General features: G+C 52.8%; 19 protein-coding genes. 1 reads left to right on the top strand and 18 read right to left on the bottom strand.

What is annotated here, in order from left to right; all coding sequences use genetic code 11:
• Positions 1-314 precede the first annotated feature (314 nt).
• A complete protein-coding gene (locus tag ACQUQM_RS05265) occupies positions 315-524 on the top strand; it encodes a hypothetical protein (RefSeq protein ID WP_432473438.1) in 210 nt (69 codons plus the stop codon).
• Positions 525-700: 176 nt separating this feature from the next.
• On the opposite strand, the gene ACQUQM_RS05260 is transcribed toward ACQUQM_RS05265, so the two are convergent.
• From ACQUQM_RS05260 to ACQUQM_RS05175, 18 genes are all read right to left on the bottom strand, one after another.
• Positions 701-1,822 carry a sirohydrochlorin chelatase gene (locus ACQUQM_RS05260; protein WP_432474799.1) on the bottom strand — a complete coding sequence of 374 codons (1,122 nt, stop codon included), beginning with the start codon at positions 1,820-1,822 and terminating at the stop codon, positions 701-703.
• A gap of 42 nt (positions 1,823-1,864) precedes the next feature.
• Complete coding sequence (gene bluB / locus ACQUQM_RS05255; RefSeq protein ID WP_432473437.1) at positions 1,865-2,545, bottom strand: 5,6-dimethylbenzimidazole synthase; 681 nt, start codon at positions 2,543-2,545, stop codon at positions 1,865-1,867.
• On the bottom strand, positions 2,535-3,740 hold the full coding sequence (locus ACQUQM_RS05250; RefSeq protein ID WP_432473436.1) for an aminotransferase class I/II-fold pyridoxal phosphate-dependent enzyme: 1,206 nt from the start codon (positions 3,738-3,740) through the stop codon (positions 2,535-2,537). The genes bluB and ACQUQM_RS05250 overlap by 11 nt, the downstream gene beginning before the upstream one ends.
• Positions 3,737-4,720 (bottom strand): adenosylcobinamide-phosphate synthase CbiB, encoded by a 984-nt coding sequence (cbiB, locus tag ACQUQM_RS05245; RefSeq protein ID WP_432473435.1) that lies wholly within the window; start codon positions 4,718-4,720, stop codon positions 3,737-3,739. Before cbiB ends, ACQUQM_RS05250 begins: the two co-directional genes overlap by 4 nt.
• Before the next feature lie 3 nt (positions 4,721-4,723).
• Positions 4,724-6,283 (bottom strand): cobyric acid synthase, encoded by a 1,560-nt coding sequence (locus tag ACQUQM_RS05240; protein WP_432473434.1) that lies wholly within the window; start codon positions 6,281-6,283, stop codon positions 4,724-4,726.
• A 73-nt stretch (positions 6,284-6,356) separates the two neighbouring features.
• Positions 6,357-10,328 (bottom strand): cobaltochelatase subunit CobN, encoded by a 3,972-nt coding sequence (cobN, locus tag ACQUQM_RS05235; RefSeq protein ID WP_432473433.1) that lies wholly within the window; start codon positions 10,326-10,328, stop codon positions 6,357-6,359.
• 1 nt (position 10,329) lies between these two features.
• Entirely contained in the window at positions 10,330-11,415 is a 1,086-nt protein-coding gene (gene cobW / locus ACQUQM_RS05230; RefSeq protein ID WP_432473432.1) for a cobalamin biosynthesis protein CobW, read from the bottom strand.
• Positions 11,416-11,503: 88 nt separating this feature from the next.
• On the bottom strand, positions 11,504-12,295 hold the full coding sequence (gene cobM / locus ACQUQM_RS05225) for a precorrin-4 C(11)-methyltransferase (RefSeq protein WP_432473431.1): 792 nt from the start codon (positions 12,293-12,295) through the stop codon (positions 11,504-11,506).
• Between the two features lie 36 nt (positions 12,296-12,331).
• Entirely contained in the window at positions 12,332-13,111 is a 780-nt protein-coding gene (cobJ, locus tag ACQUQM_RS05220; RefSeq protein ID WP_432473430.1) for a precorrin-3B C(17)-methyltransferase, read from the bottom strand.
• Complete coding sequence (locus tag ACQUQM_RS05215; RefSeq protein WP_432473429.1) at positions 13,108-13,920, bottom strand: cobalamin biosynthesis protein; 813 nt, start codon at positions 13,918-13,920, stop codon at positions 13,108-13,110. Before ACQUQM_RS05215 ends, cobJ begins: the two co-directional genes overlap by 4 nt.
• A complete protein-coding gene (cobI, locus tag ACQUQM_RS05210) occupies positions 13,917-14,690 on the bottom strand; it encodes a precorrin-2 C(20)-methyltransferase (protein ID WP_432473428.1) in 774 nt (257 codons plus the stop codon). Before cobI ends, ACQUQM_RS05215 begins: the two co-directional genes overlap by 4 nt.
• Positions 14,683-16,011: a precorrin-6y C5,15-methyltransferase (decarboxylating) subunit CbiE gene (gene cbiE / locus ACQUQM_RS05205; protein WP_432473427.1), complete on the bottom strand. Its 1,329-nt coding sequence runs from the start codon at positions 16,009-16,011 to the stop codon at positions 14,683-14,685. The genes cobI and cbiE overlap by 8 nt, the downstream gene beginning before the upstream one ends.
• Positions 16,011-16,652, bottom strand: a complete 642-nt coding sequence (locus tag ACQUQM_RS05200; RefSeq protein ID WP_432473426.1) for a precorrin-8X methylmutase — start codon at positions 16,650-16,652, stop codon at positions 16,011-16,013. Before ACQUQM_RS05200 ends, cbiE begins: the two co-directional genes overlap by 1 nt.
• A 58-nt stretch (positions 16,653-16,710) precedes the next feature.
• Positions 16,711-17,502 (bottom strand): precorrin-6A/cobalt-precorrin-6A reductase, encoded by a 792-nt coding sequence (locus tag ACQUQM_RS05195; protein ID WP_432473425.1) that lies wholly within the window; start codon positions 17,500-17,502, stop codon positions 16,711-16,713.
• Positions 17,499-18,599 carry a cobalt-precorrin-5B (C(1))-methyltransferase gene (locus ACQUQM_RS05190; RefSeq protein WP_432473424.1) on the bottom strand — a complete coding sequence of 367 codons (1,101 nt, stop codon included), beginning with the start codon at positions 18,597-18,599 and terminating at the stop codon, positions 17,499-17,501. Before ACQUQM_RS05190 ends, ACQUQM_RS05195 begins: the two co-directional genes overlap by 4 nt.
• Positions 18,600-18,602: 3 nt before the next feature.
• Complete coding sequence (locus ACQUQM_RS05185) at positions 18,603-19,970, bottom strand: cobyrinate a,c-diamide synthase (protein ID WP_432473423.1); 1,368 nt, start codon at positions 19,968-19,970, stop codon at positions 18,603-18,605.
• Positions 19,970-20,557: a cob(I)yrinic acid a,c-diamide adenosyltransferase gene (gene cobO, locus ACQUQM_RS05180; RefSeq protein WP_432473422.1), complete on the bottom strand. Its 588-nt coding sequence runs from the start codon at positions 20,555-20,557 to the stop codon at positions 19,970-19,972. Before cobO ends, ACQUQM_RS05185 begins: the two co-directional genes overlap by 1 nt.
• On the bottom strand, positions 20,554-22,347 hold the full coding sequence (locus tag ACQUQM_RS05175) for an ATP-binding protein (protein ID WP_432473421.1): 1,794 nt from the start codon (positions 22,345-22,347) through the stop codon (positions 20,554-20,556). Before ACQUQM_RS05175 ends, cobO begins: the two co-directional genes overlap by 4 nt.
• Positions 22,348-22,365: the final 18 nt, after the last annotated feature.

Here is a 22,365-nt window from a genome sequence, read left to right as displayed (position 1 = left end):
ACTTTCATGCTGAAACAACTACAAACCAAGTGTAGACATGTCTAGATATTCTGAGCGGACTATAATATCCGCCTTTGGCTGTTAATTCAGTGGATCGTTGCAGCAAACGGCAATTGCCGTCATAACTATGTTGCTTAAGTAAATGATGATTCTCGCCCAACAACAGACTCTGTAAGGCAAGTCACGAATCGCACCGTTAGCCATAAGACCAGACCGGCAACATATCATTCACGCGATTCTTGATTTATAGACGCTATCAACCATAGTTAGGGAGCGAAATGCTGATGGCGTTGAATTGAGTTGGAGGTTTATTCATGTCCAAAACCATTACAGTTTCTAATGACGTATACGCCGCTATTGTGGCAAGACGTCAAAGCAAAGATGAGTCTGAAAATGATATTCTGAGCCATATTCTAATTACTGCTGGAAACGCTGAAGAAATTCACGCGCATGCACATAAAGATGCAGACGATGCCCACCTCATTCTGGATAGCGAGATGGACCATAAGATCGAGACCGAGTGATGGTCTGGATTACCCTCCTAGCTGAAATTCAAGCAGATATGCCTCATAGGTCTTCTTTGATGTCGATAAAAGTCTAAATCCTATCGTACCTCGCTATGTCTGGAGTTGGCACCGTGCTGATATTTTACAAAAAAAACCGGACAGTTATGCCCGGTTTTTTTGCTTAATGATCACGTTTACTTATGCGCAATAGCATCTTCAGGCTTGCAGCCAGCGATCTTGTCCTGCTCTTCATCCAGTACCGATTGCGGGAACTGGCTCATAAAGCAGCAGCAGATACCTTCACCGATCATAGTACGGGGCCCTAACGGATGACCGATGTGTTTGTACACACCGTGGGAATGTCCGTGCCCGTGAGAGTGATCATGTGAGTGACCATGATCGTGGCTATGTTCATGAGAATGCTCATGGCTGTGTTCATGAGAATGTTCATGCTCATGAGAATCAGTTTCACTCTCTGGCGTAAACTCAGCATGGTGATGATGCACATCGACTTCACCAGCCGCCAGGCGGCGCTTAAAGGAGCTCATCAGGGTTTCCGCTGGCAGTTCATCTTCGAGGATCTCGCGCACCCGCACCTCAAAGGCATCGATCACTTTTTCATGATCATTCAGATACGGCGTTTTAATGAACTCTACTTCAGGGTTCTGCTCTGCAACCTTATCAACATAACCGTAGATACGCTTAATCAAACGACCTGTAAACAGGAAGTACGGCGCCACAACGACACGTTTGTAACCCAGCTTAAGCAGCTTCTCCAGACCCACACCTACTGATGGATAAGTCACGCCGGAATAAACCGTATCGGCCCAGCCGAAGCCCATATTCTCATTCACTATGCGGGTCAGCTTCGCAGCCTCTGCGTTGGCCATCGTATCCGATGTTCCGCGCCCCACAACCACCAGCAGGGTATCGTAAAGATTCTCCGGTGGATTTTCAGGATCCAGGCCAAGGGACTCATAGATCCGCGCCTGAAAAGCTTCGATCATGGCATTATGCAGGCCCAGCTCACTGCCATAATGTACCTGTACGTCTGAGCGGTCTTTCTCAAATGTAGTCAGCACGGAAGGGATATCATTCTTCGCGTGGGTCGCAGCGAACAACATACCCGGCACCGCATAGATATCTTCAACCCCCTGCTCTATCAGCGAGTTCAGCCCCATATGGATATTAGGCGCAGAAAACTCCAGAAAGCCGTACTCAACCGGCATATCCGGAAAGCGTTTTTTCAATCCAGCCGCAACCAGACCAAATTCACGTTCGGCATCTTTGTCACGACTGCCGTGGCCACAAACCATAATACCTTTTTTAGACACAACTCTTCTCCACTCGTAAATAGCTTAGCCGGAACTTGTGGTTCCCTGCTCTTCAGCAGTTTCAGGCCAGTAATTCTGATAAATAAACTGTTCTAACGGACGCTCCTGCGTCCAATTCTCTTCAACCAGCATCGGTCGATCATAAAATTCATCTACATGACCGATACAAAGAATTGCCACCGGCTTGCTACTGGCCGGCATTTTTAACAACTGCGCCAGGGCCTGCGGGTCAAACATTGAAACCCAGCCCATACCGATTCCCTCGGCACGTGCCACCAGCCACATATTCTGGATAGCACATGAAACCGAAGCCAGATCCATCTCCGGTAAGGTACGTCGGCCGAAGACATACTTTTCCCGGCCATCGGGCAGCGCTGCCACAATAATTTCAGCGCAGTCGAGAATCCCTTCCACCTTAAGTTTCATGAACTCACTCTTACGCTCCCCCATCGCTTCTGCAGTACGCAAACGTTCATCGTTTACTAACTCATACAGTTGTTGGCGTAACGCACTGTCGGAGACCTGCAGAAAGCGCCAGGGTTGCATTAATCCGACACTGGGCGCCTGGTGTGCGGCAATAAGCATGCGTTTAATAATATCCGGATCGACCGCATCCGAACGGAAGTGGCGCATATCCCGCCTTTCCGCAATGACCCGGTAGACAGCTTCTCTTTCTGTTGCAGAGTAGGCTTTGCTATCCGACATAATTTACTACTGCCTCCCGTACCCTGTTACTGAGGATTTTATCTGCTGCATTGATCACGCCTATACGCAACAAACTGAATTGCTGATCAAGCGTAATAACCCTGAGTAAAATTCCCTGACTGGCAAAATAATTGTGTAATTTGTTCGCCTGCTCAGCGCTTAACTGATAACTGGAAAACAGGGGTGTATGTATCTGCTGAACCGGCCTGAGCCTATCAAACAGCGGGCTGAACAATTGCCTGGTCAGCACCGCACAGTCACGAATACCCTGTTGCGCATTCGCCTGCCAGTTGCGATCCAACATAGCCCGGGTAGCCAATGCCTGAGCCGGGCCATTCACCATCCAGATTCCGGTACGCTGCTGCAATTTAGCACGCAGCTCAGCTTGCGCAAAAACAAAACCGAGGCGGATACCGGCAAGACCAAAAAACTTGCCAAAGGAGCGCAGCACCAGCATGTTATCGCAAAAATTACTGGCCAACACGCTCATCTCAGGGGCTACATCAATAAAAGCTTCATCTATCACCATGTAACCGCCATCAGGCATGCGCCCGGCCCAGTTTTTCAACTGTTGCGGGGTAAAGCAGAGACCGGTCGGGTTATTCGGATTGATAATCACCAGATGAAAAGGCTCAGCCCGGTCCAGTGCCGCTTCGATTGCTGCTGCTGCCATAGCAGAATCAAAGGCGGGATAGGTGCAAATATTATTACCATGGCGCTGCCAGTGATCACGGTGCTCCTGATAGCCAAACTCAGGTAGTAACACCGGGAGCATATCAAGACACTCCTCTTCCAAACACTCGGGCAAAGCCTGAATAATCAACTGGGAGCCATTGCTGGCCATCAACTGGTCGTTGCCATAATAACTTGCTGCGGCGGCAATAAAGTCTGGTCGCAAGTAAGGTAAGCGCTGAAACGATTGTGGCTCCAGATCCGCTACCGGATAGGCATCAGGGTTAAGTCCGGTCGAGAGATCCAGCCACTGCTCAGCAGGAATGTCATAGCGGGCACTGGCACTGTATATGTCACCGCCGTGCAGTGGCGACGCAGTATCGGTCGCTTCAGTATCAGTCGCAATCGTCACGTTTTTAAAACCACGAGCTGTCACTGCAGAACCGGTAACCGCTTGTTCATTACTTAATAGTTCATTACTTAATAGTTCATTACTTAATAGTTCATTACTTAACAGGCTCACAAGCTGACTCCCCTTGCTGTGATCGAAGGGGCAAGCGCCATAATTAACCCTGCAATCAGGATCACAAAAACCCAGAGCAACAACACCCGGTTAACCAGCGTACAGGCATTGCGAATACTTTCAGCGCCTGCAGAATCACCGGTTTCCGGCCCCAGCTGAGGCCGTTGCTGGAGCTGACCATGATAGACAGCCGCACCACCCAGGGAGACATTGATAGCCCCCGCACCGGCAGCCATTACCGGCCCCGCGTTCGGACTTTTCCAGTTGCCCGCCTGTTGCCGCCATGCGGCAAAGGCGATTCGGGTCTGCCCCATCAGGGCGTAACTCAGCGCGGTTAACCGGGCGGGAATAAAATTCAGCAGGTCATCGATCCGCGCCGCGGCCCAACCAAACTGCAGGTAACGCTCGTTCTTATAGCCCCACATCGCATCCAGAGTATTACTCAGGCGGTACAGGACAACGCCGGGAATACCCAGCAGGCAGAACCAGAATATGGCACTGAATATTGCATCGGCGCCATTTTCCAGCATCGACTCCGTCGCCGCACTACCGATATCGTGCTCACCCAGTTCTCGCGTATCACGGCTGACAATCATTCCGACTGCCTGCCGCGCATCATCAAGTCGCCCTGCTGCCAGAGGTTTAGCGATGGCCAAACCATGGCTCAGAAGGCTCTGCCAACCCACAGCCAGATAGAGCATCAGGCCACCCAGCAGCAACTGTAGCGCTTCGGAATCAGCGATCAGACTCTCCAGCCAGAAAAACAGAAGTGTTAGCGGTACTACAGCCAGACACCAGGCGACTAAGCCGTAAAAGCGTCCTTTAAGACATCCTGCCTCTCTCTTAACTGAGTCAGAGTTCAGCTGTTTCTCCAGCCAGCTGGCCAGATTACCAAACCCCACCAGCGGGTGATAACGCGCAGGCTCCTGAAACAAGAGATCCAGCAGTAAAGCCAGTAACAGACAGCTGACTAACAACATAGGTTACACGACCTCCCTTTCCGGCACGCATCCTTGTTCAGGGAAACCACGCTCTTCAGGTAAGCCGGATAAGCCCTCCAATTCAGATAAGCCAAGCAAGCGGCACAAGGATGCATATGGCATCACCTCTTCCACCGCATCGGCCAGCCGCTCGATCTGCTGCTCACGAAAAGCCAGGTAATCAAACTGCTCCACCTGATTGAGTCCTGCCCACTGCAGCAAGTGCTCCAACAGGGCCTTTTCATCGAAGATACCGTGGATATAGGACCCCAGCACTGTGCCATCCGAATTCTGAGCACCGTCGTTAAAGCTTTTGCTGGAAAACTCCGGTTGCTGGTCCTGTGTAACAGCTGTGATTGTAAACAGTGGTATGTCTAATGCCGCACCACTGCTGATACCAGCATGGATCTCGTAGCCTTTGACCGGTATTGAAGTGTCCAGTAGTTGACCGCACACGTTACGCAGCACCTTGTTATCGGTCAGCGTTGTGTCCATCTCCAGCAAGCCTAAGCCCGCCGTGGAACCGGCGCTGGATTCGATAGCGTCCGGATCATGTATCCACTGTCCCAACATCTGGTATCCGCCGCAGACACCAATTACTTTGCCACCCAATCGCAGATGGCGCTTAATTGCATCGGCCCAGCCCGATTGCTGCAGCCACTGCAGGTCGCCACGGACATTTTTACTGCCCGGCAACACGATAAGGTCGGCACCCTTGAACTGCTGCAGGTCACGCAAAAATTCGCAATCCACCTGCGGATGCATTCGCAAAACATCGAAATCGGTGTGATTGCTGGCCCGGGGATACATCGGTACAACCACCTTCAACTGCTGATAACCCGACGCCGATTTCTGCTGACTGTTAACCGCGTCTTCGGCTTCGATATGCAGGTTGGTGATGTAAGGGATCACCGCCAGCACCGGAACTCCGGTGCGCTTCTCAAGCCAGTCCAGGCCCGATTGCAGCAGGCTGACATCGCCGCGAAAGCGGTTGATGACAAACCCTTTGATACGCCCCTTTTCACTGTCACTGAGTAGTTCATAGGTGCCATATAAGTGAGCAAAGACACCGCCACGGTCGATATCCGCAACAATAATCACCGGACAATCGATCGCCTCGGCAAAGCCCATATTGGCGATATCATGCTCACGCAGATTAATTTCTGCCGGGCTGCCCGCGCCTTCAACAATCACCGCGGTATACTTTTCCTGCAGTGCCGAATGGCTGCGCACCACTTGCTGTAACAATTCCGGTTTGTAGTGGTGATACTCCGTTGCCTGCATATTGCCAATGGCTTTACCATTAACAATCACCTGAGCACCCAGATCGCTGTTGGGTTTAAGCAGTACCGGATTCATCTCCACCGAGGGAGGCAAAAAGCAGGCTTCAGCCTGTACCGCCTGCGCCCGGCCGATCTCACCACCTTCTGCTGTGACAGCACTATTCAGCGCCATGTTCTGTGATTTAAATGGTGCAACGGCTATTTTCTTTCTGGCCAGAATGCGGCACAGGGCCGTTACCAGGATACTCTTTCCGGCATCAGACGTTGTGCCCTGCACCATTAAAGTCTGCTGATTTTTAAAACATTTGCTCTTAAAGCAATTCACAGGCTAACCATCCATTTAACTACATCGTTCATTGTGCCATCTCCTGCTGCTGATCCAGTTCCAGCAGCAGATCCTGCAGTTTATCCGCGTATGTACCCGGCTCTTGCCATAACCCTCGCTGGGTTGCTTCCAGCAAACGTTCCGCCATCTCTTCCAGGGCGTGGGGGTTATGCTGTTCTAAAAACGCCCGGTTCTGCTCATCAAACAGCAGCGTATCGGTCACTTTTTCATACTGATAGTCTGCGATCAGGTTGGTAGTGGCATCGTAGGCAAACATATAATCCACACTGGCGGTCATCTCGAACGCGCCTTTATAGCCATGCTCCCGCATCCCGTTGATCCATTTCGGATTCAGTACCCGAGAGCGGATCACCCGGTTAAGCTCCTCTTTCAGGGTGCGTACCTTAGGTGCCATCGGGTTGGAATGGTCGTTGTGATATACAGCGGGAGCTGCACCACTAAAGACCGTCACCGCGTTGGTCATACCGCCCTGGAACTGGTAATAATCATCAGAATCAAGCAGATCGTGTTCGCGGTTATCCTGATTCTGAACCACCGCCTCCAGCTTAGATAACCGGTGTTCAAAGGCTTCCCGGGCATCAACACCGTCGCCATGTTGATTACCGTAGGCATAACCACCCCAGTTCAGATACGCTTCCGCCAGATCGCTGGCCTGTTCCCAGCAACGTTCATCGATCAGCCCCTGTAAACCGGCACCGTATGCGCCCGGCTTGCTACCGAACACCCGATAGCTGGCCTGTCGTTGCGCTTCTTCAGCCGCCATACCGGACGCGATAAGTTCATCCTGGCGCGCCTGAATATTGGCCTGTATGGTATTGCCATTACCCGGCTCATCCAGCTCTGCGATCGCCTGCACCGCTGCGTCATAAAGCTTCATCACGTTAGGAAAAGCATCGCGGAAGAAACCTGATACCCGCAGGGTTACATCAACCCGCGGACGTCCCAGCAACTGGCTGCTGATCACTTCGAAATCCACTACCCGATTGGAACCCGGTGCCCAGATCGGCCGCACCCCCATCAGGGCAAATGCCTGGGCGATATCATCACCGCCGGTACGCATGGTGGCAGTACCCCAGACCGACAAGCCCAACTGCTTTGGATAGTCACCGTGTTCCTGCAAGTGGCGTTGAATAAGTGCCTGCGCGGAACGCTCGCCGATAACCCAGGCCGCCGGTGAAGGGATCGCCCGGTTATCAACTGAGAAAAAGTTACGCCCGGTCGGCAAAGTATCCAGCCGCCCTCTTGTAGGCGCGCCGCTCGGGCCCGGTGGCACAAACTCACCTTGCAGGCCATTGATCAGCGACCCGATCTCAAGCTCAACGCTCTGCTGCAACGCTTTATGCAGCGTCTGCCGGGCGTATTCCAGCTGCGCCATGGTATGGGGCAGCGCTAATCCTTCCTGAGTGCCATTGTTACTCAGGACATAATCCTGGATCAGCTGTTTTGCCAGCAATTCCAGCCGTTCACGGGTATCCGCTTCAGTACGCCAGAGCTGATCAGAGATCTGTTGCAAAAGCTCAGGCTGCGCGCCCTGCCAGGGCTCTGCTGCGGCAGCCAGCGGGTCAAACAGTTCACCATTAACGCGCAGGTCCAGATCAGCGATCAGGTTATGCAGAATTCCCTGGCTGCTATCGTCCACGCCACGGGGCAAGCGCAACAGCGCGACTAATGTGTCCGCCAGTTTGTCAGTTTCCGGCAGTTCTCCGAGAATGTGCAGGCCATGACGGATCTGGGCTTCTTTGATATCACAGAGATATGCATCCAGCTCGGCCAGGACTTTCTCTTCATAATCTTCATCAGCAGCTGAATCAGAGCCTTCAGCTCTCTCATCAACTACAGCCTCAACAGCAGTTTGAATGCCGCTAAGCTCCTGCAGCACATTGCTGCTTTGAACCTGCTTAAGAATTTCTGCCCGCAGCCACTCTTCACGGCGGGTATCCATACCCATCGCCTGATAATACTCATCGACCAGACCTTCCAGCTCAGCCAGCTCGCCATAGCTTTCGGCGCGGGTCATCGGCGGCATCAGGTGGTCGATGATCACCGCCTGGGTGCGGCGTTTAGCCTGCGCACCTTCGCCAGGGTCGTTAACAATAAACGGATAGAAATGTGGCATCGGCCCCAGCGTGATATCAGGCCAGCAGCGATCTGACAGTGCAGTACCTTTGCCCGGTAACCACTCAAGGTTACCGTGCTTGCCGACATGGATGACCGCATCTACCTGATAGCAGTGCCGCAGCCAGAAATAAAATGCCAGATAGTTATGCGGTGGAATCAGGTCCGGGTCGTGGTAGTTCGCCACCAGATCCATATTAAAACCGCGGGCTGGTTGAATGCCGACGAAGGTTTCACCCAGACGTATGCCGGACAGCATCAGCCGACCGTCGCGGCACTTAGGGTCTTGCTCTGCACTGCCCCACTGTTCATAAACCGCCTTCTGACTCTCTTCAGGCAGCTGATCAAAGTGATGCTGATACTCATCCAGCGCCATACTCTGCCAGCAAGGCAACTGGTGTAGTGTATTAGGATTATTGGTTACCGCCCCCAACAATTCCTCAATCAGCGCGGTGCCATCTGCCGGGATATTCTCCAGCGGATAGCCTGCAGCCTGCAAAGCATTAAGAATATTGATCGTTGATGCCGGCGTATCCAGCCCGACACCATTGCCGATCCGGCCGTCCTTAGTGGGATAGTTGGCCAGGATCAGGGCAAGTCGTTTTTCATGGTTCGGTTTCTCAGCCAGAGCGCAGTATTTCATCGCCAATTGAGCAATAAATGCAGCACGTTCTGCATGCAGCGCATATCGTATTACTGAGATTTCACAGCGCGGGTCAAAATAGCTCTCCGCCTTGAAACTCACAGCCCGGGTCAGGATTCGACCATCCATCTCTGGCAGCACAACCTGCATTGCGATATCCCGGCTGCGCAATCCCTGGTTGTATTGCTGCCAGTCCTCTTCGGTACTACTGGACAACACCAGCTGTAATACCGGCAGTTTACGGGTAAAGGGAGAGTAAAATTCAGTCGGCTCGGAAGACAGGTCCGGGCTGGCCACGGTATTACTGGCAAAGCCGGTGGTATTAATTATCAGGCTGGCACTGCTCTGCTCTATTAAAGCATTCACCAGCGAAATGGATTCAGGGTCTTTGAGGGACGCCACCGCAACAGGTAACGGATTCAGCTGTTTGCTCTCCAGCTCAGCAATCAGGCCATCAAACATCGCCGTATTCGCACTCTGCAGATGGCTGCGATAGAACAACAGCACACACACAGGTCGCTCAGTGTCATTACCACGGTCACTGCATGATTGCTGCAGCCAGCGTGCCTGCCATTCGGCAAAGCTGGCCTGGCCCGTACTGAAGGAAGAGCTAACTCCACCAGTACCTGCTGAGCGCAAATCCTGCGGCATATACATCATGCAGCGCGGCAAACTGCGTGGCTCATGCCAACGGCACTCAGCGCCAAGGTATTCTGCAGCCAGAAAACGTAACAGTTGCTGGCTGTTTTCAACACCGCCTTCGCGCAGATAACGCCAGGCTCGTTGCCAGTGCTGCTGTTCAACAGTAGAGGCATCCAGCAGATCAGGATCAGTTGCATCATCGCCGGGCACGACAATCAGCTGCCGTGGCTGCGCTGCTGAGCCGCCACGGGCCCAGGCCCGCAAGCGCTCAAAGCCATACTGCCAGTAATTCTGTCCGCCCAGTAACGACAGCACCACTACCTTAGCTTGCTCCAGAACCTTATGTTCGTACAGATCGTAGGCAGCAGGTTTTAATAACTGCATCCAGTTAGCTAAGCGTACACTGGGCCACTGAGTTTCGTCAGTTGCCCCATCCGGCAAGCTCGCCACACCAGTCGCGAGCGCTGCCAAAGAGCTATCCGCAGCAGAAAATATAACAATATCAGCCGGGGACTGATCCAGATCGATAATACCCTCATCATCGACAAATCCGCCCGGCTGGGCCGCCAACAAATGCATATTAAGGTGCGTCTACCAGTGCTGTTTCCAGCGCCGCTTTAATTACCGACTCTTCAATACCTTTGCCGATAAATACTAATGAGGTAGCGCGACTTTCATCTGCTGCCCAGGGGCGATCAAAATAAACGTCGAGACGTTTGCCCACGGCCTGGAAAACCTGACGCATCGGTTTACCCGACAATGCGGCAAAACCTTTGGCACGATAAATATTGAAATCACTTAACAGTGACTTGAGCGCCGCTTGCAGTTTATCGCTGTCCACTTCACCCAGCGTAATTACAAACGAGTCGAAATGATCATGGGCGTGATCATGGTGCGCACCGTGTGCGTGGTGGTGATCGTGATGGTTATGTACGTGATCGATACGCTCTTCGGCCGCCGCATCCAGTCCCATCAGCATATCCAGTTGAGCTTCACCGTTGCTGATGTAAGTGGTTTTCACTGCGTTCGGTACTTTCGCCGTAACCACTTGCTGAACCAGTTCACGTTGCGCAGCATCAAGCAGATCATTTTTACTTACCACAACAAGATCTGCCGCACTCAGCTGATCATCCAGCAATTCCTGCAGGCTTGGATCGTGATCCAGGCTCTCGTCGCTAAGGCGCTGCTCCTGAACCTTATCGGTATCGTGGGCAAATCGACCCGCCGCTACTGCCGGTCCGTCAATTACGGTGATTACCGCATCAACAGTGCAATACTCTTTGATGCCCGGCCAGTTAAACGCCTGCACCAGCGGTTTTGGCAGCGCCAGGCCGCTGGTCTCGATTAAGATATGGTCGATATCATCACGGCGTTCTACAAGTTGCTGCATAACCGGCAGAAACTCTTCTTCCACGGTGCAGCAGATACAGCCATTGGCCAGTTCATAGAAACCATTCTCGCCATCTGCTGCGGTTGCGTTCTCATCCTCGCAATCAAGGGGACAGCTACGCAGCAGGTCGGAATCGATATCCAGTTCGCCAAATTCGTTCACTATCACGGCGATACGCTTTCCTGCAGCCTGCTTCAGAACACTGGACAATAACGTCGTTTTACCGCTACCCAGAAAACCGGTAACAACAGTAGTAGGTATTTTATTTAGCTGCATCTTGTTATCTCTTCGCTATTCTTTTTATTCAAAAGCTTCTTATTCAAAAGTCTTTTTATTCAATCAGGCTATCTGTTTAACAGAGGATTCAGTCACGCTTAACCGAACGCGGCTGTTCCGGCTTAACCCGGGGCCTGTACACATGCGCCTGATCCTTGTGATACAGGTAGGAATCGGCAAAATCATCACAATCCAGTACCGGTCCCACTAAAATCAGAGAGGTGCGGGTAAAGCCCTTTTCACGAACTTTGGCCACGATATCCTTCAGGGTACCGGTCACTTTGTCCTGATCCGGCCAGGATGTGCGGTAGCAGACAGCGACCGGGCAATCTTCCCCGTAGTGAGGCAGCAGCTCTTCAACGATCTTATGGATCCGGGTCACACCCAGATGGATCGCCAAAGTTGCACCGCTGCGAGCCAGTTCCGGCAGACGCTCGCGCTCAGGGAACGGGGTCTTGCCTTCGTAACGGGTCATGATCACGGTCTGGGATACCCCGGACAGGGTCAGTTCTTTACCAAGATAAGCAGCGGAAGCTGCCACCGCGCTAACACCCGGAATCACTTCGTAATCGATGCCAGCTTCTTCCAACCGGCGAATCTGCTCACCAATAGCGCCATACAGCGCCGGATCACCGCACTGCAGTCGGGCAACATCCTTATCCTCTTTGTGCGCCTGAACAATATGCGCCGTGATCTCTTCCAGATCGGTAGAGGCGGTATCGATAATTTTTTCCGCGCTGTCCTCAACGGTTTCCAGCACCTCTCGGGGAATCAGTGATCCGGCATACAGCACCACCGGGCACTGCTGCAGAATCCGGTGCCCTTTCAGGGTCATCAGTTCCGGATCACCGGGTCCTGCGCCAATGAAATATACAGTCATCAGATTATCCTTTTATTATCCGTAGCTATGCTTCGATCAGCTGAGCTTCTTACTGTAACCACGGGGCGTGTACAGCCATTCCCGGCTACCGTTGACGATATGACGGGATTCACTGTTGCCGACGCTGACCATGGTGAACATATCCACGTCCTTGGCATCCAGCTCACCCAGCGTGGTAATAGTCACAGTTTCATCTTCACGGGTCAGCTGACGACCCAGCAATACAGGCGTACTGGCGGGACGGTATTGCAACAGGATGTCGCGGGCATGGTTCAGCTGCCAGTCGCGCTTAATTGATACCGGGTTATAGAAAGAGATAACAAAGTCTCCACTACCGGCACTGTGGATACGCTTTTCAATAGTTTCCCAGGGTGTCAGCAGATCTGACAGGGATACAGTACAGAAGTCATGTCCAAGCAAAGCGCCGACGCGACTGGCTCCGGCCTGCATCGCAGAGATACCGGGAACGACCTGAATTTCCACATCCAGCCATTCAGGGTGATCTTCTTTACCCTGCAACTGCTGATCCAGCAGTTCAAACACCAGGGTCGCCATCGCATAGATACCAATATCACCACTGGAGATCAGTGCTGTGGTTTTTCCGCTTGCCGCCAGATCCAATGCCAGCCGTGCCCGGCCGATCTCCTCTCCTAAAGGCAGGTCATGGTGCTGCTTACCATCGCAAACGTCACCTAACAGATCCAGGTACAGGCCATATGCCACCAGATCGGTACTGGCTTTAATCGCTGCCAGTGCTTTTGGTGCTACCAGCTGAGCATCGCCCGGCCCTGTTCCAACTACAAATAACTGACTCATCTGTCTTCTACTCTCTTTCCAGGATAGCTGCGCGCAATTGCACAGGTCGCTTTAGATGTTTTATGTTTGTTCAACAGCAGTTCGGCACTCTCGCCGGTTGCCTGTTGCGCGGTATACAGGGCAGCAGATTCCGCCACACCGTAAACTCCAACTGTTTTAAAAATATAATCGGATCGTGTACTCAGCATATGCTCGACAGTGCCCAGTTGGTGTTTATCCCAGGTCTGGTAACTTTTATTGAGCTTCTGCGCCAATGAAATCAGGCCCACTTCATCAGCCTTAATATCAATGCTGCTAATACTGTCTATTTTCTCCAGCGTTAGTCCGACCTGTTCAAGGCAGTTCAGCAACAGCTGTTCCAGCTCCTCTTCGGGGCAGTTGCGCTCACATCCCATCCCCACCGTATAGAGTGGTTTAAGGTAAGGCTTTGCCGTCGTAATGACCGCCTGCGCGTCAAGCAACTCAGCCACTTGTGCAGCCCAGTCGTTAGCACCGCCCTCATGGCCCGATAACAGCGGAATAACAAACTGCCCCAGTTCATCCAGCACCAGTACCGGGGGATCGAGGTGTTTATCCTGAATGACCGGAGCCAGGCTGCGCATCACAATGCCGGTGGCACAAATGAAGATCAGCCGCTCTCCCTGCTGGAAGAACTGCTGAACCTGTTCGGTAAAGGGCTGCGGTTTATAGCTGACCTGCGCGTATTCAAGCTGAGATTGCAAGTGCAGGGCCAGCCTATGACCAGCTTCGGTCAGTGCAATGATGCGGATTCCCTGACTGTTCTTCAGCCCACTCATTTGCGCTTTCATCTTGTTTTGCGCTCACTACGCAGTACCACAAAAAGCGAGAAATAAGGGCCCGGTTCCACTTCAAGCTCAGAAACAGATTGCTCGATACGCTGATTTTCCCGACCGATATATTCCAGGTATTGCGCATCCTCAGTACGACCGCTCTCTTTCAGCAAAGCCAGAATCCGTGGCCGGGCCTGACCGGCTTTCATAATCACTACAGAATCATGTTCATTCAGCGCCTGCAGGATCTGCTGATCACTGTGCCGTCCACTCATCACCACAAAGGACTCGGTCAACATAGTCAGGGGTTGTACCAGCGCTGAAGCTGCAGCATTAACCGAAGAGATACCCGGCACAACCCGACAGGCATGCTCATCCTGCAAACGTTCCAGCAAATAGGAGAAAGAACCGAAAAACAGCGGATCACCTTCGCATAGAAATACCACGTCACGGCCCTGATCTAACAGCTCACTGATCTGCCTTGCACCCTCATCATAGGCGTTGTTCGCAAGACGTCGTTCTGTCAGCATCGGCATAACGATTTCGATATGCTGCTGACCGCTTACCACCGCCCTGCTGTCCTCTGTTAAAGCTGCCTGAGCAATTGCATTACCCTGCGAGTGGCCCTGATCATTAACCAGATAGCTGACCACCGCTGCATTCTGAATCAGACGCAGCGCTTTAACCGTAATCAGACCTGGATCGCCTGGACCTACGCCCACACCGTAAAAAGTGCCCCGTTTAATTGCCGTGGATGACGGTATTTCTGTCACAGGAGCTTCAGTCATCGGAGGTATCCTTAGTAGCCTTTAAAGAGCCATTATTTGAAAGGCTGTTATCACCTGATGTCAGCTTCACATATCTGGACAGAACTACTGGCAGAGTTGGCCGGTACATCAACTGGCCTGCTAACAGATCGCCTTTACTAACGGCAATCTGCATACTTTCAAAATCACTGTCTTGTGCCGTCAGACGTTCCTGGTAAAAACTGAATACCTGTTGCCGGGTCGTCTCAGTTACCGCACTGACCACCAGAACGCCGCCGACCGGCAACTTCTGCCATGCCTGCTGTAACAGTTGAGCCAGCTCACCACCACTGCCGCCGATAAAGACTTTATTTGGCGTTGGCAGATCAACAAGTACTTCCGGTGCCCGCCCCTCAACGATGTGCAGATTACTGACCACGCCAAAGCGTTGCCGGTTTGCTTCTAAACACTCAAGACGCGTCGGGTGATATTCGATGGCATGCACATCTGTATCCGGATTCCAGTAACTCAGCTCGACAGATACACCACCACAGCCTGCACCAATATCCCAGATACAATCCTGACTGGAGGGTTGCAGCAGGGACAAAATAGATAAGCGTACTTCCCGCTTTGTGATCATCCCCTTGCCTGCGCCAACATCGGTGACAAACTTGTCATCGGCAATACCGGGGAATTCTGGCAGTACACCACCCGAGCCTTGTGGATCTATAAGCGTGACGTGCAGTGGATCAAATGTAAGCTCACTGTCGGACCGGTGCTCAGCCAGCTCCGATGCGGTAAAGACGCTGATTTTCTCCTGCTCATAACCCAGCATTTCAAGAACCGTCAGCTTCGACTCGGCAAAGCCTGCAGCAACACATTCTTGTGCCAATACCTGCGGCGTGCTGTGCTTATCGGTCAGGATAATCAGGGATTGGTTGCGTTTTAATACAGTACGAATCTTTACCACCGGGCGACCATGCAGGCTCAGCACCTTCAGATCCTGAAAAGCCCGACCCAAACGGTGGCAGGCTGCCTGGACACTTGAAATACCAGGATAAAATCTCAGATCATTATCATTGAAAGTACGGCTAAACCAGCGCCCAATGCCATATAACAGGGGATCACCGGAAGCCAGTACGGCAACAGAACAATCCTTATCAGCCAGCTCTGACAGCTGTATTTGCAACTGCTTCAGCTTCGGTAGAAAAATCTGCTCCTGGCCTGATGGCAACAGATGTTGCACCGTGGCTATTTGCCGTTCGGAGCCGATAACGGAATCAGCAGCTTGCAGAGCAGCAAGGGCGGATTGATCCAGATGTGCGGTTTCACTTACGCCCAGACCGATGATATGAAGTTGCATCAGTACCACTCCCCCCGATTACAGCGTAACAGGGCGTTACAGGTCGCAGCCGTAACTGCACTGCCCCCTTCGCGTCCCAGTAATGTAATGCACTCAATACCCAGCTGTTGATGGCAATCCCACAGCGCCTGCTTTGACTCAGCAGCCCCCACAAAGCCCACTGGCATACCAATAACAAGTGCCGGCTTATCCGCACCTGCCTCAATTATCTCAAGTAATCGGAACAGCGCTGTCGGCGCATTTCCGATCACCACAACACTGCCAGCCAGACTCGGACGCCAGAGTTCCAGCGCAGCCATAGAGCGGGTCTCTCCGCGTTCCTTGGCTATGGCAGCCGCCTGCGGATCATTCAGGAAACAAAGGGGCAGGCTGCTGATCATCCGTTTAGTAATGCCCTGCTTGACCATCTCAACATCGCATAAAATCTCACAATCATTCGCGAGGGCCTGCATACCGCTGGTGCAGGCGTTAGCACTGAAGCGCACCTGAGCGGCAATTTCCGGGATACCCACACTATGAACAACCCGCATCACCACCTGTTGTTGCTCGCGGCTCAGACCAGACAGGTCAGTCAACGCCCGGATCTGACGGAAGCTTTCCTGCTCAATAGCTTGTGGGTTTATCTCATATTCAAATGACACTAGTGTTTTCCTGTCTCGGGCTGCAAAACATCAGCCCTGATAAATTTATCTGTTTCAGCTACTGAGCCAGCTGTTGCTTTAACCAATCAACACAACCGGTGACCGTACTGAACTGCTCATCCGCAGTATCAAACTCCGGACGCTGTAACATAAGCACCTCGATTCCCAACTTACGCGCGGCTGCCAACTTAGCTTCGGTTGCGGCGCCGCCACTGTTCTTACTCACCACCACATCGACCTGATGCTGCTGCATCAGTGCAAGTTCATCAGCCTCTGCAAAAGGCCCTAAGGCTTTTATCCAAATCACTGAGTCAGGCAGTGCTGCCCTTGGTTGCGCAGCGGTTCGTAATATTAGTTGTTGTCGCGGTTGCTGCGCCCCTGCCTGTTCCACCAGTTGATCCAATAACGGCTGATCCAATTGGCCTGCGGTTAGCAGTACCGACTTTTTACTGGTCAGCGCGGGCACCAGTTCCTGCCAACCGTCAAACAGCTGCCAGCGATCTCCGGCCTGCTTAGTCCACGCCGGGCGATGAAAGCGCCAGCAAGGTATATTGCATTGCCGCGCCGCGGCCACTGCGGTATTACTCATCGTCTTAGCAAAGGGATGAGTGACATCGAGGATCGCGTCAATCCCGTTCTCTTCAAGATATACCTGCAAGCCGCCGTACTGGCTGAAGCCACCACTGATTACCTCACAAGGCACCTGCGGTGTGCGCACTAAACCGGCGATACTGTAGATCAGTTGTAATCTATCTTTGTCAGCGCCACTTACCTGTAAGAGACCCTGTTGGTTCAATTCACGAGTGACTTTGCGGGCATCCGCAGTACCACCCAATAACAGCAGTTTCATAATGCAGCCTCAGTAGCATTACCAACAAAATCACCTTGCCGATCCACAGCCCAGATCTCCAGCTCAACGTCTACTGGCACAATACTTCGGGCTTTTAACAAGGCCGTCTGGCAAACAACGCTCGCCAGATCGATACCCTTCAGCTGGCAGGCTTTGAGAACTTGCACACTTGTATTGGCGGTTTTTATCCAGTCGGTTAACTCCCGGTCAGCACCGGCCTGAGCCGCCAGTTGCGCCAGGTGCTGAAAGTCGATACTCGAAGAGCGACTGTTCAGGTCAAGGTGGCCATTGGCCAGTTTGGTCAGCTTGCCAAAACCACCACAGATACTGAGTTTGCTTACCGGCGCTTTCTTCAAATACTTCAATACTGCACCGACAAAGTCCCCCATCTCGATCAGGGCCATTTCCGGCAACCCATAATGGTCCTTAATTGCCGCCTCACTGCTGCTACCGGTAGTCGCTGCTATATGGTGTATATCGTTGCTCCGGGCCACATCAATACCCTGATGGATAGAAGCGATATAGGCAGCACAGGAGTATGGTCGTACTATACCGGTAGTACCCAACACGGAAAGTCCGCCTAAAATACCCAGACGGGGGTTCATCGTTTTCAGTGCAATCTGATCGCCCTTTTCGATACCCACCGATACTTCAAAACCACCCTCATAACCGTAGGTATATGCCGCATTCTCAAGATGCTCGGTCATCATCTTGCGCGGCACCGGATTGATTGCAGGCTCGCCGACCGCCAGCATCAGGCCTTCACGTGTAACAGTTCCAACACCGGCTGCAGCTTTAAAGGACACACCTTTATTGCTCACCAACCGCAGTTCAACGAACACCCTGGCACCATGGGTAACATCCGGGTCATCCCCGGCATCCTTGATAGTCCCGGCGGATATGCCGCCATCAACCGGCTCATAACCCTCTATGACTAAATCAACCGTCTTACCTCGCGGCAAAAGCACTTCCACGTTATCCGGACGACGCTGTTTAAGCAGCGCCTGAACCGCCGCCACACAACAGGCTGTTGCACAACAGCCTGTTGTTAAGCCGCTACGTAACGGCTGGGGTGATTCAGAACTTTCCGGCCACACCGTTTATCCAGCCATGCTCTTAAGTAGATCGCTTTCAAGCCGATCGTTATCTGACATCTCATACGCCCCATTAAAAATGGCCGCAATAGCTGTCGGATTGGATGGGAAAAACAGATGCAGATAGCTCGCCGTCAGCCCCTGCTCCCGGTAAATAGCTTCTCCTGGCGCCTGATGCCGCTGGCGACGGCCATGAGAGATAGGTTCTGCTGTACCTTCACTGCGGGATCGATGGTGCGCATGGGCCTGAACATCACCCTCAGGCAGAACGGCGGTTTGCATGCCCTGACAACCACGCTTACCCCGCATAGCTCCGTGACCATGCATCAGCCCCAACATAGGATATTGATGCTCTTCCAGATCAGTCAGAGTCTCGAGGCAGTACAGAAAACCACCGCACTCAGCCAGAGTCGGCTTACCACTGTCATGAAATGACCTGATGGAATCCTGCATAGACTGGTTCTGCCCCAGCTGAGCTGCGTACAGTTCCGGGTAGCCACCTGGTAACCAGAGCGCATCCGCTGGCGGCATCTCACTATCATTGAGAGGCGAGAAGAACTGATATTCGGCACCCATCTCTTTCAGTAATCGCAAATTAGCATCGTAGATAAAGCTGAAAGCGATATCCCGGGCAATCGCTACACGCTTGCCCTTAAGAAGCGGCTTAACTTCAGGCACTGGTGCAGAGTGAAATTCAACCGCAGCAGGTAGCTCGGTAATACGGTTACCCGCCACCCAATCAACACCGGCATTGAAACGCTGCTCCAGCTCTTCGCGCACCTCTTCCGCCTGAACCAGACCAAGATGCCGTTCCGGCAGGGCCACAGCAGGTTCTCTTGGCAGAGTCGCCAGTAACGGCAGATCTTCCGGCAAGGCGTTACGAATCAGCTCCGCATGCCGTTCGGTACCGCAGCTATTTGCGATCAGACCCGCTACCTTCACATCATCGCGAAAATTTGCCATGCCTGTTACCAGGGCCGCTGCAGTTTGCGCCATACCCTTAACATCCATCAGGATCGCTACCGGGATATTAAAGCGGGCCGCCAGATCGGCACTGGAAGGATCGCCATCAAACATCCCCATAGCGCCCTCCACCAGAATCAGGTCGGCGACCTGAGCCGCTTCAAACAACTTCTGCTGGCAATATTCTTCACCGGCCATCCACAGATCAAGCTGTTCCACAGCCTCACCGGATGCCTGCGCCAGAATTTGCGGATCGAGATAATCCGGGCCGGTTTTAAAGATACGAACGACCTTGCCCTGCTGCTTAAAGTAGCGCGCCAGCGCCGCGGTAAAAGTGGTCTTACCATCGCCGGAACCCGGTGCCGACAAAAACAGTGCCGGACAGCTAACGCTCTGTGACTGAAAGCTCATCAGAATTCGATCCCCTCTTGTGCTTTAACTCCCAAACGGAAGGCGTGACGCTCATCACGGATGCTGCTGATGGTATCGGCTATTTCTTCCAGCTCTTCCGGCATTACCCGGCCGGTGATCATCACGCTCTGCATCTTAGGGCGCTTTTGCAATGCTTCAACAACCGGTTCAAGCTCAAGGTACTTGTACTTGAACATGTAGCTCATCTCATCAAACACCAGCATGTCGTAGCTATCGTCCTGCAATAATTCCTCTGCCAGAGCCCAGGCTTGCTTTGCGGCGGCAATATCCTTCTCTTTGTCCTGGGTTTCCCAGGTAAAACCATGCCCCATGATATGCCAGTCGATCTGCGGATGATCACGGAACAGTTTGAATTCACCGGTCTCTTTGCGGCCTTTGATAAACTGGATGACCGCCACTTTTTTACCGTGCCCCACCATTCGGGCCATGGTACCGAAGGCAGAGCTACTCTTGCCTTTACCATTACCTTTTAACAGAATCAGCACGCCACGCTCTTCGGTGGCCTTGGCGATCTTTTCGTCTACTACAGCCTTTTTACGGGCCATGCGTTCCTGATGGGTTTTCATGCTTTAACTCCCTGTGCTGTCTGAGTCATAAGAGAAATATATTCAGCTCCTAGTTGAGCAGCAAACTGTTTACCACGGCCCCGTTTAACGGCGGCATCTTCTGTATCTATCCAGACGGTTTCGCCCGGCAGTGCAACGCCGTGCAACTGAGCGTTACTGCGACCGTCGGTCAGAATGTAAGTTCGAATCAACAACTGCGACGTCTTACGCTGCAACTGCTGCAGGTATGTCTGGGCCTGCTGCAATGCCTCGCCCATTGGCGTACCACCACCGGCGGGGAGATTATCCAGCCAGTCTCGCAGATCTTTCGGCGCCCGCACCCGGGGCAACAGGTTTTCAACCTTATTGTTACCAAAGCCCAGAATAGCCAGCTGCTCGCGCTGCAGATAGGCTGGCCGGGCGATCTCAATCACTGCTGCCTTGGCATTTGAAAACTGATCAGCTGCCAGAGTCGAAGCAGACGTATCCAACAGAATCAGATGTAATACCGGCTGCCCCTGTTGCTGCTTCTTAAAGCGCAGCTTAGCCGGTGGCCAGTTACCCATGCTGGATACAAGAGTGCTGAACCAGTCGGGTTTGTTGCCCTGTTCAGCACCCTTTCTCTGTCCACCGGTTACACGGCCTTTGGCTTTGCCCACTAGCTCTTCAGCGTTACCCTTTACCTTCCCCTTTAATAAAGGCGAGGGATGATTTTGCTCTGCAAGAGGCAGCATAACGGCCTCGGCGGTGCGCTGCTGTTGCGGCGCCATACTGCCCCAGTCACCTGAGGCCTGTTTATTTTCCTGGGCCAGCTGATTTTGCTGCTGACTTTGACGATGGCTGTCATCCGGGCGCTTAAAGCCACTGCCCTGGTTTTTCGGAGGTGATGAGGGCGGCGGGGATGAAGGCGGCTGAAGTGAAGGTGGCGAGCCTGCGTGCCGACGGTGAGCCAGCACCAGTTCTTCAACGGCATCAATATCCGCCTGCTCAACCTGCTGACGCTGTTCCAGTGCGGCATGGGCTATGGCAGCCCGATACCAGACGATATCACCACGCAGGCCATCGACACGGGCAGCATTACAACGCTCGGCGATCTCCAGGCGCAGTTCATCGGAACAGTCCACGCTGTGCAACAGATCGCGGGCCTGCCGGATTGTTTCAATCAGTTCAGCCTGAGCAGCTGCATATTGCTGACAGAAGCCGACCGGATCGCGATCAAACAGCTCCCGGCTGCGGACAATCTCCACCCGCTGCGCTGCAGAATACTGATTGGTCAGTTCGACCGCCAGACCAAAACGATCATGCAATTGGGGTCGCAGCTCCCCCTCATCGGGGTTCATAGTACCTATAAGCAGAAATTCGGTTTTATGGCTGTGGCTGATACCATCCCGCTCAATCCGGTTGACCCCACTGGCGGATACATCCAGTAACAGATCGACCAGGTTATCCGGCAGCAGGTTTACTTCATCGACATAAAGTACCCCACCATTGGCTTTGCTTAGCAGTCCTGGGCTGAATACCACTTTCTTCTCGTTCAGCACCTGCTGCAGATCCAGGGTTCCCAGCAACATCTCTTCGCTGGCGCCCAGCGGCAGCGTAATAAATTCAGCATTCAGCAGAGACAGATCATCAGCAGTTTTGTGGGGAGGTAACAGATCGGCAAGACCTCTCGCCAGCGTTGATTTGGCACAGCCCCGCGGACCGCTGATCACTACACCACCGATAGCCGGGTTTATCGCGGCCAGCATCAGAGCCAGTTTAAACTGGCCCTGACCGGCTACCGCACTGAAAGGAAAAAACTGGTCCGTCATTTATAGCCCTGCCCTATA

This window comes from Amphritea sp. HPY (genome assembly GCF_050870985.1).
GTDB lineage: Bacteria > Pseudomonadota > Gammaproteobacteria > Pseudomonadales > Balneatricaceae > Amphritea.
This window is presented reverse-complemented; position numbering and strand designations above follow the sequence as displayed.

Coding starts and splice junctions, on each gene's coding strand:
- ACQUQM_RS05265 (WP_432473438.1), top strand. CDS start 315: ATGTCCAAAACCATTACAGTTTCTAATGACGTATACGCCGCTATTGTG.
- ACQUQM_RS05260 (WP_432474799.1), bottom strand. CDS start 1,822: ATGGTTTGTGGCCACGGCAGTCGTGACAAAGATGCCGAACGTGAATTT.
- bluB (WP_432473437.1), bottom strand. CDS start 2,545: ATGTCGGATAGCAAAGCCTACTCTGCAACAGAAAGAGAAGCTGTCTAC.
- cbiB (WP_432473435.1), bottom strand. CDS start 4,720: ATGTTGTTAGTCAGCTGTCTGTTACTGGCTTTACTGCTGGATCTCTTG.
- ACQUQM_RS05240 (WP_432473434.1), bottom strand. CDS start 6,283: ATGGTGCAGGGCACAACGTCTGATGCCGGAAAGAGTATCCTGGTAACG.
- cobN (WP_432473433.1), bottom strand. CDS start 10,328: ATGCATTTGTTGGCGGCCCAGCCGGGCGGATTTGTCGATGATGAGGGT.
- cobW (WP_432473432.1), bottom strand. CDS start 11,415: ATGCAGCTAAATAAAATACCTACTACTGTTGTTACCGGTTTTCTGGGT.
- cobM (WP_432473431.1), bottom strand. CDS start 12,295: ATGACTGTATATTTCATTGGCGCAGGACCCGGTGATCCGGAACTGATG.
- cobJ (WP_432473430.1), bottom strand. CDS start 13,111: ATGAGTCAGTTATTTGTAGTTGGAACAGGGCCGGGCGATGCTCAGCTG.
- ACQUQM_RS05215 (WP_432473429.1), bottom strand. CDS start 13,920: ATGAAAGCGCAAATGAGTGGGCTGAAGAACAGTCAGGGAATCCGCATC.
- cobI (WP_432473428.1), bottom strand. CDS start 14,690: ATGACTGAAGCTCCTGTGACAGAAATACCGTCATCCACGGCAATTAAA.
- cbiE (WP_432473427.1), bottom strand. CDS start 16,011: ATGCAACTTCATATCATCGGTCTGGGCGTAAGTGAAACCGCACATCTG.
- ACQUQM_RS05195 (WP_432473425.1), bottom strand. CDS start 17,502: ATGAAACTGCTGTTATTGGGTGGTACTGCGGATGCCCGCAAAGTCACT.
- ACQUQM_RS05185 (WP_432473423.1), bottom strand. CDS start 19,970: ATGAGCTTTCAGTCACAGAGCGTTAGCTGTCCGGCACTGTTTTTGTCG.
- cobO (WP_432473422.1), bottom strand. CDS start 20,557: ATGAAAACCCATCAGGAACGCATGGCCCGTAAAAAGGCTGTAGTAGAC.
- ACQUQM_RS05175 (WP_432473421.1), bottom strand. CDS start 22,347: ATGACGGACCAGTTTTTTCCTTTCAGTGCGGTAGCCGGTCAGGGCCAG.